This is a genomic window from Pseudomonas sp. MS15a(2019) (genome assembly GCF_013277805.1).
Classification (GTDB): domain Bacteria; phylum Pseudomonadota; class Gammaproteobacteria; order Pseudomonadales; family Pseudomonadaceae; genus Chryseomonas; species Chryseomonas benzopyrenica.
The window spans coordinates 43678-56324 of record NZ_VBTN01000008.1; the positions used below are offsets into that span (position 1 = coordinate 43678).

The 12647-nt window shown below is 63.3% G+C and carries 11 protein-coding genes; 7 read left to right on the plus strand and 4 right to left on the minus strand.

All coding sequences use genetic code 11. From position 1 onward, the window contains the following. The first annotated feature begins 2 nt into the window (after positions 1 to 2). A complete protein-coding gene (gene gmhB, locus FEZ61_RS11940) occupies positions 3 to 545 on the plus strand; it encodes a D-glycero-beta-D-manno-heptose 1,7-bisphosphate 7-phosphatase (protein WP_173148777.1) in 543 nt (180 codons plus the stop codon). Further along, positions 545 to 1294 (plus strand): lysophospholipid acyltransferase family protein, encoded by a 750-nt coding sequence (locus tag FEZ61_RS11945; protein ID WP_173148779.1) that lies wholly within the window; start codon positions 545 to 547, stop codon positions 1292 to 1294. The genes gmhB and FEZ61_RS11945 overlap by 1 nt, the downstream gene beginning before the upstream one ends. Before the next feature lie 385 nt (positions 1295 to 1679). Here the strand turns inward: FEZ61_RS11945 and gyrB are convergent, their stop codons facing one another. From gyrB to dnaA, 4 genes are read right to left on the minus strand one after another with little or no spacing between them, the layout of a single operon-like run. After that, positions 1680 to 4100 carry a DNA topoisomerase (ATP-hydrolyzing) subunit B gene (gene gyrB / locus FEZ61_RS11950; protein ID WP_017641479.1) on the minus strand — a complete coding sequence of 807 codons (2421 nt, stop codon included), beginning with the start codon at positions 4098 to 4100 and terminating at the stop codon, positions 1680 to 1682. Further along, positions 4097 to 5206 (minus strand): DNA replication/repair protein RecF, encoded by a 1110-nt coding sequence (gene recF, locus FEZ61_RS11955; RefSeq protein ID WP_173148781.1) that lies wholly within the window; start codon positions 5204 to 5206, stop codon positions 4097 to 4099. The genes gyrB and recF overlap by 4 nt, the downstream gene beginning before the upstream one ends. Before the next feature lie 10 nt (positions 5207 to 5216). Next, entirely contained in the window at positions 5217 to 6320 is a 1104-nt protein-coding gene (dnaN, locus tag FEZ61_RS11960) for a DNA polymerase III subunit beta (RefSeq protein WP_007160136.1), read from the minus strand. 28 nt (positions 6321 to 6348) lie between these two features. Next, on the minus strand, positions 6349 to 7818 hold the full coding sequence (dnaA, locus tag FEZ61_RS11965) for a chromosomal replication initiator protein DnaA (protein WP_017641477.1): 1470 nt from the start codon (positions 7816 to 7818) through the stop codon (positions 6349 to 6351). Between the two features lie 526 nt (positions 7819 to 8344). Between dnaA and rpmH the strand changes: the two genes are divergently transcribed. The 5 genes from rpmH (at position 8345) to mnmE (ending at position 12280) form a co-directional block, all read left to right on the plus strand. Then, entirely contained in the window at positions 8345 to 8479 is a 135-nt protein-coding gene (rpmH, locus tag FEZ61_RS11970; protein WP_017641476.1) for a 50S ribosomal protein L34, read from the plus strand. 12 nt (positions 8480 to 8491) lie between these two features. Continuing rightward, a complete protein-coding gene (gene rnpA / locus FEZ61_RS11975) occupies positions 8492 to 8893 on the plus strand; it encodes a ribonuclease P protein component (protein WP_026083891.1) in 402 nt (133 codons plus the stop codon). After that, the gene (yidD, locus tag FEZ61_RS11980; protein ID WP_081594596.1) at positions 8886 to 9134 is read left to right on the plus strand and encodes a membrane protein insertion efficiency factor YidD; all 249 of its coding nucleotides are present in this window, start codon (positions 8886 to 8888) and stop codon (positions 9132 to 9134) included. The genes rnpA and yidD overlap by 8 nt, the downstream gene beginning before the upstream one ends. Positions 9135 to 9136: 2 nt before the next feature. Further along, positions 9137 to 10852 carry a membrane protein insertase YidC gene (yidC, locus tag FEZ61_RS11985; RefSeq protein WP_064307087.1) on the plus strand — a complete coding sequence of 572 codons (1716 nt, stop codon included), beginning with the start codon at positions 9137 to 9139 and terminating at the stop codon, positions 10850 to 10852. A gap of 63 nt (positions 10853 to 10915) precedes the next feature. Then, complete coding sequence (mnmE, locus tag FEZ61_RS11990; protein ID WP_064307086.1) at positions 10916 to 12280, plus strand: tRNA uridine-5-carboxymethylaminomethyl(34) synthesis GTPase MnmE; 1365 nt, start codon at positions 10916 to 10918, stop codon at positions 12278 to 12280. The last annotated feature ends 367 nt before the right edge of the window (positions 12281 to 12647 follow it).

Sequence of the window (12647 nt, forward strand, 5' to 3'; positions counted from 1 at the left end):
GCATGAAGCTGATCGTGCTGGACCGCGACGGCGTCATCAATGTCGATTCCGATGACTACGTGCGCAGCGCCGAGCAGTGGCAACCGCTGCCCGGCAGCCTCGCCGCCATCGCCCGGCTGAACCGGGCCGGCTGGCAGGTGGCCGTGGCCACCAACCAGTCAGGTCTGGCCCGAAGCTATTTCACGGAAGATGACCTGGCGGCCATGCACGAGAAGCTGCAACGCCTGCTGGCGGAGGAGGGCGGCCGGGTCGACCTGATCCTGCACTGCCCCCATGGCCCGGAAGCAGGCTGTAGCTGCCGCAAGCCGCTACCCGGCCTGTTCCGCGCCATCGCCACCCATTACGGGCGCCCTGATCTCGCGGGAGTCCCCGTGGTCGGCGACAGCCTGCGCGACCTGGAAGCGGGCGTGGCCCTTGGCTGTACGCCCTACCTGGTGCGTACCGGCAAGGGCGAGCGCACCCTGGCCAAGCCCTTGCCATCCGGTACCCAGGTCTTCGCCGACCTGGCCGCGGTGGTTGATCACCTGCTTGAGGAAACGCGCTGATGCGGCTCTTGCGTACCCTGTTGTTCTACGTGCTGCTGGGGACCAGCGGCATCCTCTGGTCCTGCGTCAGCCTGCTGATCGCGCCCTTCCTGGCCTATCGCGCCCGCTATCGGCTGGTGGTCAAGGCCTGGACCGGCTTTGCCGTCTGGCTGGCCAAGGTCATCTGCGGCATTCGTTACGAAATCGAAGGGCTGGAAAACGTCCCGGCGCAGCCCTGCGTGATCGTGGCCAACCACCAGAGCACCTGGGAAACCTTCTTCCTGTCCGCCCAGTTCGAACCCACCTCCCAGGTGATCAAGCGCGAGTTGCTGCGGATTCCCTTCTTTGGCTGGGCCTTCTCGCTGCTCAAGCCCATCGCCATCGATCGCGACAACGGCAAGCTGGCTCTCCAGCAGCTGACCGAGCAGGGCGGCCGCTACCTGGCCCAAGGCTGCTGGGTACTGATCTTTCCCCAGGGCACGCGCATCGATTACGGTCAGCTGGGCAAGTTCTCCCGCGGTGGCGCCGCCCTGGCCTGCAGCCTGAACGTGCCCATCCTGCCCATCGCCCACGATGCCGGCGCCTACTGGCCCAATCGTTCCTGGATCAAGTCGCCGGGAACCATAAAGGTCAGCATCGGCCCCTTGCTCTATCCCCAGGGCCAGGATCCCCGCGCCATTGTCGATCTCAATGCCCGCTGCTTCGCCTTCATCGAACAGGCTCTCGCCCCCAAGCCCGACGCCAGCCCGGTCGAGCGCTGCGTCGCCTGATCGCCAGGCCGCAAGGCCTGGCTGTTTCCGGCAGTTTTCCTTGTGTTTCCCACAGACTTATCCACAGGAAATCCTAAGGTTTTCCTGCGTCCTGATCGTGGGCCGCTACCGCGAATCCCCTGTCATCCACAAGTACCGATAGGCTTATTCCCAGGCTTATCCACAGGATCGTCCGTTATAGCCTGTGTCTCTATGCCGCATGGCACGGCCTCTTTGTGCTGCTTTACAGGCTTTGCGAAAAGCAACTGAGGAAAACTATCCACAAAACCTCTGGCTATAAGATGAGCGGCAATCCTTCCCAGGGAACGAAACGGCATCTCCGTCTAGCCAGAATGTTTTCCACAAAAAAGCCCCGCATGGCGGGGCTTGTGCATAACCGCTGGAATCAGACGTCGAGGTTCGATACCGCCAGGGCATTGCTCTCGATGAAATCGCGACGCGGCTCCACATGATCGCCCATCAGGGTGTTGAAGATCTGGTCGGCCGCCACGGCGTCCTCGATGGTCACCTGCAACATGCGACGCACGTTCGGGTCCATGGTGGTTTCCCACAGCTGATCCGGATTCATCTCGCCCAGGCCCTTGTAGCGCTGGATGTTGAATCTCTTGCTGGTCTCGACCATCAGCCACTCCCAGGCTTCCTTGAAGGTGCTGACCGGGCGACGGCGCTCGCCGCGCTTGGCATAGGCGCCTTCTTCCAGCAGGTTGTCCAGCTGGGCAGCCAGCTCGGTCACCAGGCGGTAATCGTTGCTGCCGAAGAAATCCCGGTTGAAGGTCACGTAGCTGGACAGGCCATGGGCCCGGGTCTCGACCTCCGGCAGCCACAGGCTGCGCTCGCGATCTTCGCGCAGGCTCAAGGTGTAGGTGGTGCCATTGCGCTCGGCGGCCTTCAGGCGCGTCTCGAGAGTGGCTAGCCACTCGCGCATGGCCGCCTCGTCACCCAGCTGCTCCACGCCCACGCGGGGCAGGTACAGCAGGTGTTCGCTGACGTCGGCCGGATACAGCCGCGACAGGCGCTTGAAGGTCTTCATCACCTGGCGATAGCTGTTCACCAGCTTTTCAAGTTCCACACCGGACAGACCCGGGGCGTTCTCGTTGACGTGCAGGCTGGCTTCCTCCAGGGCGGTCTGGGTCAGGTATTCCTCCATCGCCTCGTCGTCCTTGATGTACTGCTCCTGCTTGCCACGCTTCACCTTGTACAGCGGCGGCTGGGCGATGTAGATGTAGCCCCGTTCGATCAACAGCGGCATCTGGCGGAAGAAGAAGGTCAGCAGCAGGGTACGGATGTGCGAACCGTCGACATCGGCATCGGTCATGATGATGATGTTGTGATAGCGCAGCTTGTCGATGTTGAATTCTTCGCGACCGATGCCGCAGCCCAGCGCGGTGATCAGGGTGCCCACCTCCTGGGAGGAGAGCATCTTGTCGAAGCGCGCCTTCTCGACGTTGAGGATCTTGCCCTTGAGCGGCAGGATCGCCTGGGTGCGCCGATTGCGGCCCTGCTTGGCCGAACCACCGGCGGAGTCACCCTCCACGATGTAGAGTTCGGACAGCGCCGGATCCTTTTCCTGACAGTCCGCCAGCTTGCCGGGCAGCCCGGCGATGTCCAGCGCGCCCTTGCGGCGGGTCATCTCCCGCGCCTTGCGCGCCGCTTCCCGGGCCCGGGCCGCGTCGATCATCTTACCGACCACCGCCTTGGCCTCGTTGGGATTCTCCAGCAGGAAGTCGGAGAAGTGCTTGCCCATCTCCTGTTCCACCGCGGTCTTCACCTCGGAGGAGACCAGCTTGTCCTTGGTCTGGGAGGAGAACTTGGGATCCGGCACCTTGACCGAGATGATGGCGGTCAGGCCTTCGCGGGCGTCGTCACCGGTGGTGGCCACCTTGAACTTCTTGGCCAGGCCCTCGGCCTCGATGTAGCTGTTCAGGTTGCGCGTCAGCGCCGAACGGAAGCCCGCCAGGTGGGTGCCGCCGTCGCGCTGGGGAATGTTGTTGGTGAAGCAGAGGATGTTCTCGTTGAAGCTGTCGTTCCACTGCAGGGCCACCTCCACGCCGACGCCATCGTCGTCGCGCTGCACCTGGAAGTGGAATACCTCGTTCACCGCGGTCTTGTTGGTGTTCAGGTAATCGACGAAGGCGCGCAGGCCGCCTTCGTACTTGAACAGCTCTTCCTTGCCGCTGCGCTCGTCGCGCAGGACGATGCCAACGCCGGAGTTGAGGAAGGACAGCTCGCGAATCCGCTTGGCCAGGATGTCCCAGCTGAACTGGATGTTGTTGAAGGTCTCGGCCGAAGGCTTGAAGTGCACCTGGGTACCGGTGGTGTCGGTCTCGCCGATCACCGCCAGCGGCGCCTGGGGTACGCCGTGGACATAGACCTGCTCCCACACCTGGCCGGCACGGCGAATGGTCAGCCGCAGCTCCTCGGACAGGGCGTTCACCACCGAGACGCCCACGCCGTGCAGGCCGCCGGACACCTTGTAAGTGTTGTCGTCGAACTTACCGCCGGCGTGCAGCACGGTCATGATGACCTCGGCCGCCGAGACGCCTTCTTCCTTGTGGATGTCCACCGGGATGCCGCGACCGTTGTCGCGCACGGTGATGGACTCGTCCATGTGGATGGTGATGCTGATCTCGCTGCAGAAGCCGGCCAGGGCCTCGTCGATGGAGTTGTCCACCACCTCGAAGACCATGTGGTGCAGGCCGGTGCCGTCATCGGTATCGCCGATGTACATGCCGGGGCGCTTGCGCACGGCATCCAGTCCCTTCAGCACCTTGATGCTGGAAGAGTCGTAGGTATTGGTCTCGCTCATGCTTGGCTCCCGCTAGTGTGGGTCTGCTTGATATGGCCGTGTTCCACGTGAAACACGCTGACCTCTGTCTCCGGCCGCCAGGCGGCCTGTAGCGTCTCGCGCTCGACACAGGTGATGAAGACTTGGCACTCCAGTGCCTCCAGCAGCCGGCACAAGGCCAGCCGGTGTCCCTCGTCCAGTTCCGAAGGCAGGTCGTCGATGAGATAGACGCACTGGCCCCGCTTGACCTGGTTGACCAGCCGCCCCTGGGCGATGCGCAGTGCGCACACCACCAGCTTCTGCTGGCCGCGCGACAGGATGTCCGCCGCGTTGTGGTTGCCGATGCGGATCCGCAGGTCGGCGCGCTGGGGACCGGCCTGGGTATGCCCCAGCTGCAGATCCCGTGGCAGACTGTCTGCCAGCACCTCGCGCAAATCGCGCTCGCGGTCCCAGCCGCGGTAGTAACTCAGGGTCAGGCCATCGAGCTGGATCAGCTCGGCCAGCACCGCGGTGAACTCCGGCTTCAGACGCTGGATATAGGCCTGGCGAAAGCCATCGATCTCGCCGCTGGCCAGGGCCAGTTCCTGATCCCAGGCGGCCTGCGCCGCAGGGTCGATTTTACCACGTCTGAGCCAGTGATTTCGCTGCCTGAGCGCCTTTTGCAAGCGTTGCCACAGGGGCAGGAAACGCTGTTCCTCGTGGAACACGCCCCAGTCGAGAAACTGCCGTCGGATCTTGGGGCTGCCTTCGAGCAGCCGGAAGCCATCGGGGTTGATCAGCTGCAGCGGCAGCACCTCGGCCAGCTGCGCCGCACTACGGGCATTCTCGCCGTTGATGCGGATCTGGTAGTCGCCACCGCGCTCGCGCTGGATGCCCAGGTTGCAGTCCTGGCCACCGGGCAGCCGCACCTGGCCAAACACCGTGCAGCTGGCCTGCTCATGCTGGATGACCGGCGCCAGCTTGGTACTGCGAAAGGAGCGGGCCAGCCCCAGCAGGTGGATGGCTTCCAGCAGGCTGGTCTTGCCGCTGCCGTTGGCGCCGTGCAGCAGATTGACCCGTGGCGAGGGCTGAAGCGTGACCGCCTGCAGATTGCGCAGGCGGTCGGCGTTGAAGCGGATCAGCGTCATCGAGCGGCGATCAGAGGCGCATCGGCATCACGACATAGGAGGAATCGTCGTTGCCCGCCTCCTGCAACAGCGCACTGCTGCTGGAATCGGACAGGGTGATGCGCACCTGGTCGGTGGTCATCACGCCCAGCACGTCAAGCAGGTAGCTGACGTTGAAACCGATCTCCAGGCTGCCGCCGTCATAGTCGACCTGCAGCTCTTCCTCGGCTTCTTCCTGCTCCGGGTTGTTGGCCTGGATTTTCATGAAGCCGTTTTCCAGCTGCAGGCGGATGCCTCGGTATTTCTCGTTGGAGAGAATGGCAGTGCGGCTGAAGGCCTCGCGCAGGTGCTGACGCTCGCCCAGTACCAGCTTGTCGCCATGCCGTGGCAGGACGCGCTCGTAATCGGGGAACTTGCCGTCCACCAGCTTGGAGGTAAAGGTGAAGTCGCCGGTGGTGGCGCGGATATGGTGCTGGCCCAGGACCACGTTGACCGGCTCTTCCGGTTCGGTGAGCAGGCGCGACAGCTCCAGGATGCCCTTGCGCGGCACGATGACCTGGTGCTTCTCGGCCTGGTCGACATCGGCCTCCAGCATGCACATGGCCAGGCGGTGACCGTCGGTGGCCACGGCGCGCAGGCGTCCGGTGCTGGCTTCCAGCAGCATGCCGTTGAGGTAGTAGCGCACGTCCTGCTGGGCCATGGCGAAGCCGGTGCGCTCGATCAGACGGCGCAGGCGACCCTGGGGAATGCTGAACTTCAGCGAGCCCGGACCTTCCTCCACGGTGGGAAAGTCGTTGGCCGGCAGGGTGGACAGGGTGAAACGGCTGCGTCCGGCACGGATCAGCAGCTTCTGTTCCTCGGTGCGGATGTCGATCAGCGCATCGGGCTGCAGGCTCTTACAGATGTCCATGAGCTTGCGCGCCGGCACGGTGATCTCACCGGCTTCGGCGGCTTCTTCCAGATCGACCCGGCCAACCAGCTCGACTTCCAGGTCGGTACCGGTCAGCGATAGCCGCTGGCCTTCCACGACCAGGAGTACGTTGGACAGCACCGGCAGCGTTTGCCGACGTTCCACGACACCGGCCACCAGCTGCAGCGGTTTCAACAGGGCTTCGCGTTGAATGGTGAAATGCATGGTCAGGTCCTTGCCAGGGCCGCGTCCGTCAAGTGGTCAGGGTACGCAGCAGGTTCTTGTAATCCTCGCGAATATCCGCGTCGGATTCCCGAAGTTCGGCGATCTTGCGACAGGCATGCAACACCGTCGTGTGATCGCGTCCGCCAAAGGCGTCGCCGATTTCCGGCAGGCTGTGGTTGGTCAGCTCCTTGGACAGCGCCATGGCGACCTGCCGCGGCCGGGCGACCGAACGCGAGCGGCGTTTGGACAGCAGATCGGCGATCTTGATCTTGTAGTACTCGGCCGCGGTGCGCTGGATGTTGTCGATGCTGACCAGCTTGTCCTGCAGCGCCAGCAGATCCTTGAGCGATTCGCGGATCAGCTCGATGGTGATGTCCCGGCCCATGAAGTGGGCATGGGCGATCACCCGCTTGAGCGCGCCTTCCAGTTCCCGCACGTTGGAGCGGATGCGCTGGGCGATGAAGAAGGCGGCGTCGTGGGGCAGGTCGACCTTGGCCTGGTCGGCCTTCTTCATCAGAATCGCCACCCGCGTCTCCAGCTCCGGCGGCTCCACGGCCACGGTGAGACCCCAGCCGAAGCGCGACTTGAGCCGCTCTTCCAGGCCGTCGATCTCCTTGGGATAGCGGTCGCTGGTGAGGATCACCTGTTGTCCACCTTCGAGCAGGGCGTTGAAGGTGTGGAAAAACTCTTCCTGCGAACGCTCCTTGCGGGCGAAGAACTGGATGTCGTCGATCAGCAGCGCATCCACCGAACGGTAGAAACGCTTGAATTCGTTGATGGCGTTGAGCTGCAGTGCCTTGACCATGTCGGCGACGAAGCGCTCCGAATGCAGATAGACGATCTTGGCGTTCGGATTGCGCTTGAGCAGGTGGTTGCCCACTGCGTGCATCAGGTGGGTCTTACCCAGACCCACGCCCCCATAAAGGAAGAGCGGGTTGTAGCCGTGCTTGGGATTGTCCGCCACCTGCCAGGCCGCGGCACGAGCCAGCTGGTTGGACTTGCCCTCGACGAAGTTCTCGAAGGTGAAGGTCCGGTTCAGATAGCTGGTGTGCTTGAGCGCACCCTCCACCTGCACGGTACGCTCGGTCTTGACCGCCGGCTCGTCGGCCTCGGCCAGTTCCGCGGTCACGTCTTCCAGGGCGACGCCCGCGGTGACGATATCCGACTGGATCGGTTGCGGCGCCTGCACCGGGGGTGGCAGCGGACTGCTCTGGCTGCTGGGCGTCTGGGCCGGGCGCGGCTTGTTGCTGCGCTTGCTGCCGATCAGCAGCGAAAGCACCGGCGCGATGCCGTCGTCGGCATGTTCCTCGAGCAATTCGAGGATACGGCTCAGGTACTTCTCGTTGACCCAGTCGAGCACGAAGCGGTTGGGCGCGAACACCCGCAGCTCATCCCCTTCCGCTTCCACCTGCAGTGGCCGGATCCAGGTATTGAATTGTTGCGAAGGCAGCTCGTCGCGCAGCACATCCACGCAACGTTGCCAGAGTTCGACCGACACAGCGTCTCCCAAGAACTGGAGCGGCCCGGACGGGCCATGAGCAAACGCCCATTGTATCCCTCCCCACCCGGGTTATCCACATGACCGCGCAGTTTCCCGGTAGATAGCCGTTACGGCCATCAGGGGCGGACCCATGACCGTCAGCTCTGTGGATAACGCCGTCTGACCTCTCTGGACATCCCGGGGCTTTTTGTTGTGGATAATCGTGCTGTGCGTAACAGGTCTGCTTATCCACAGCCTCTCAGCAGGCAGAGCACCCGAATTGCACCTGTTGAAAACAGACTTTCCGTTCCCGCTCAGCGCAGAGGCCATCTGCCCTGGCACGATCTATCCACAGAAATCCGCTGCACCATACATATTCACTTCAACAGTCTTTTAAAACCTTCTGACCTGTTGATTTTATTTGCCTGGTCTCCTGTCAGCCGGTGCTGGTTGGAAATTGACCTGCATCGAGGCTTTCTCTAGAATCGCCGGTCTCTTTGCGCGGGGCACTCATGCCTTGCCGCTTTCACCTAGGTAAAAGTCCATGAAACGCACCTTCCAACCCAGCACCCTGAAGCGCGCCCGTGTCCACGGTTTCCGTGCTCGTATGGCAACCAAGAACGGCCGTCAGGTTCTCGCCCGTCGCCGTGCCAAAGGCCGCAAGCGTCTGGCGATCTGATTGCCCGGTCAGGTGGTGAGTCAGGGTTTCGGTCGGGACAGGCGCTTACTGAGCTCCCAACAGTTCCAAGCGGTCTTTGACTCTCCCACCCACAAGGCATCCGGCAAGCACCTGCTGCTGCTCGCCCATGCCAATGGGCTCGACCATTCCCGTCTGGGGTTGGTCATCGGCAAGAAGAGCGTCAAGCTTTCTGTCGAGCGCAATCGCATCAAGCGGGTCATCCGAGATTCCTTCCGTCTGAATCAGGACCGCCTGGGCAGCTTCGATCTGGTCTTCGTCGCCCGCAAGGGACTTGGCGAAGTCGACAATCCCGAATTGCACGATCAGCTGCTGCAACTGTGGAAACGTCTCAATCGCCAGGCGAGCAAGACCGTTGCCCACCCAACCGACAGTCCCGACGGTGCTCATGCGTAAACCGGCCCTGCTGCTGATTCGCTTCTACCGTTATGCCATCAGCCCCATGATGGCCAGTCACTGTCGTTTCTATCCGACCTGTTCCGGTTACGCCCTCGAAGCCATCGAGCGCCACGGGCTGCTGCGTGGTGGCTGGCTGACCACACGGCGACTGTGCCGGTGCCATCCCTGGCACTCAGGCGGATATGATCCCGTTCCTCCCGCAAAGACCCCAGCCCCGACCTCTTCGATGGCCGAGTAAACATGGATATCAAGCGCCCGCTACTTATTGCCGCCTTGGCGATCGTGTCCTACACCCTGGTTTTCCAGTGGAACAAGGATTACGGCCAGGCCGATCTGCCCACGGCCAAGACGCAGACCAGCGTCCTGCCGGGTGACACTCCCAACGTGCCCACCGATGTTCCCGCTGACGCCAAGGCTGCGGCGCCGGTGGACAACTCGACCGCTCAGGCAAGCACTGCGCTCATCAAGGTACGTACCGACGTCCTGGATCTGGCCATCGATCCCCGCGGCGGCGACATCGTCCAGCTCGGTCTGGTGCAGTATCCCCGCCGTCAGGATCATCCCGACGTGCCCTTTATGCTGTTCGACAACGGCAACGAGCGTCTCTACCTGGCCCAGAGCGGCCTGACCGGTGCCAACGGTCCCGACGCCAACAGCGCCGGGCGTCCGCTGTACACCTCGGCCCAGTCCAGCTACGTGCTCGCCGATGGCCAACAGCAGTTGGTGGTGGATCTCAAGTACCAGGCCAACGGCGTCGACTACACCAAGAGATTCACCTTCCACCGGGGCCTGAAGGTCGATTGCTCGGACGCCGAGAAGGCGCAGAAGAAGATCACCTGCATCAACCCGAACGCCTACCAGATCCAGGTCAGCTACCTGATCGACAACCAGAGCGCCAACGCCTGGAACGGCGTGCTCTACGCCCAGCTCAAGCGGGACAAGAGCGGCGATCCCTCGGCGACCACCGCCACCGGCGTGTCCACCTACCTGGGCGCCGCCGTCGGTACCCCGGCCGAGCCCTATCGCAAGGTGTCCATGAGCGACATGGACAAGAATCGCCTGCAGGAAGCCGTGCAGGGTGGTTGGGTCGGCTGGCTGCAGCACTACTTCGTCACCGCCTGGGTGCCGAACAAGGACGAGCAGCACCAGATCACCACCCGCAAGGATGCCCAGGGCAACTACATCGTCGGCTTCACCGGTCCGCAGTTCAGCGTGCCGGCGGGTGGCAAGGGCGAGACCTCGCTGACCCTCTATGCCGGTCCGAAGATCCAGGAGCACCTCAAGACCCTGTCCCACGGTCTGGAGCTGACCGTCGACTACGGTTTCCTGTGGTTCATCGCTCAGCCGATCTTCTGGTTGCTGCAGCATATCCACAGCATCCTGGGTAACTGGGGCTGGTCGATCATCGTCCTGACCATCATCATCAAGCTGCTGTTCTTCCCGCTGTCCGCCGCCAGCTACCGCTCCATGGCGCGCATGCGCGCCGTCGGTCCGCGACTGCAGGCGCTCAAGGAGCAGCATGGCGACGATCGCCAGAAGATGTCCCAGGCGATGATGGAGCTGTACCGCAAGGAGAAGATCAATCCCCTGGGTGGCTGCTTGCCCATCGTGGTGCAGATGCCGGTGTTCCTGGCGCTGTACTGGGTGCTGCTGGAAAGCGTCGAGATGCGCCAGTCGCCCTGGATGTTCTGGATCACCGACCTGTCGGCCAAGGATCCCTTCTTCATCCTGCCGATCATCATGGGCGCCACCATGCTGGTGCAGCAGATGCTCAACCCGGCACCGCCGGATCCCATGCAGGCCAAGGTCATGAAGATGATGCCCATCGTCTTCACCTTCTTCTTCCTGTGGTTCCCGGCCGGTCTGGTGCTGTACTGGATCGTCAACAACTGCCTGTCGATCCTGCAGCAGTGGTACATTACCCGGAAGATCGAGGCGGCCAGCAAGAAGGCCTGACCTCGCTCACCCTGTCCACACGACGCCCCTTGATTGGGGCGTCGTGCTTTCTGGAGGATCGTCATGTCCCTGCCTTCCGACAGCATCGCCGCCATCGCCACCGCCACCGGGCGCGGCGGGGTCGGCATCGTCCGCGTCTCCGGTCCCCTGGCCGCCCCCTTGGCGCGGGCGATCTGCGGCCGTGAGCTGCCGCCTCGGCATGCCCACTACGGCAACTTCCTCGCCGCCGACGGCAGCGTGCTGGACGCCGGCATCGCCCTGTTCTTTCCCGGCCCCAACTCCTTCACCGGCGAAGACGTGCTGGAACTCCAGGGCCACGGCGGTCCGGTGATCCTCGACCTGCTCCTGCGCCGCACCCTGGAAGAGGGCGCACGCCTGGCCCGCCCGGGGGAATTCAGCGAACGCGCCTTTCTCAACGACAAGCTCGACCTGGCCCAGGCCGAGGCCATCGCCGACCTCATCGAGGCCAGCACCGAACAGGCGGCGCGCAATGCCCTGCGCTCGCTGCAGGGCGAATTCTCGCGCCGGGTGGAAAGCCTGGTCGAACAGCTGATCCGCCTGCGCATCTATGTCGAGGCCGCCATCGACTTTCCCGAGGAGGAGATCGACTTCCTCGCCGACGGTCGGGTGCAGGGCCTGCTGGAGGACGTCCAGGCCGAGCTGCACGAGGTCCAGCGCGAAGCCAATCGCGGCGCCCTGCTGCGCGATGGCATGACTGTGGTGATCGCCGGCCGTCCCAATGCCGGCAAGTCCAGCCTGCTCAATGCCCTGGCCGGTCGCGAAGCCGCCATCGTCACCGACATCGCCGGCACTACCCGGGATGTCCTGCGCGAACATATTCACATCGACGGCATGCCGCTGCATGTGGTCGATACCGCCGGCCTGCGCGACACCACCGACCGGGTCGAGCAGATTGGCGTCCAGCGCGCCCTGGACGCCATCGCCGGCGCCGATCGGGTGCTGCTGGTGGTGGATGCCAGCGCGCCGGAAGCCCGGGATCCCCAGGCGCTCTGGCCGGAGCTGCTGAGCACCCGGCCGCCGCTGGACAAGCTGACGGTGATCCGCAACAAGGCCGATCTCACCGGCGAGGTTACCGGCCTGCTGGCCACCAGCGAACCGGTCGAGATCGCCCTCAGCGCCACCGATGGCGGCGGTGTCGAAGCCTTGCGCGAGCACCTCAAGGCCTGCATGGGCTTCGAGCAGACCACCGAGGGCGGCTTCAGCGCCCGGCGGCGTCACCTGGATGCCCTGCAAAGAGCCGCCAGTGCCCTGGACCATGGCTATCGTCAGCTCACCCTGGCCGGCTCCGGCGAGCTGCTGGCCGAAGACCTGCGCCAGGCCCAGCAGGTGCTCGGCGAGATCACCGGCGCTTTCAGCTCCGACGACCTGCTCGGCCGCATCTTCTCCAGCTTCTGTATCGGCAAGTAATTTCCCGCCCGCCGTTCCAGGCCTGTGCAAGGCAGGCCTTGACTGTCCTCATCTCTCCCTTCCAGAGCCCTGTTGATAACCCTGCCTGAGGTCTGCCCATAAATCGGTGCATGAGTTGTCCATGACTGCGCATGTGGATAAACAGGCAAAGGCTCCACAGGATGCTGAGAGCTTGTATCCATCCACAGCACAAGACATGCACGGGGCTCAGGTTTTCCCCAGCCCAGTGCTGACGAGGGCTGGATAACCTTATCCACAGCGAAGTGCCTGCATATACATAAGCTCTATATCAGTCCTTTTAAAACTTTCTTCCCTATTGTTTATATTGGAGGTCTCTCTTGACGGCTGGTCATTTTTTGGCCAGAAC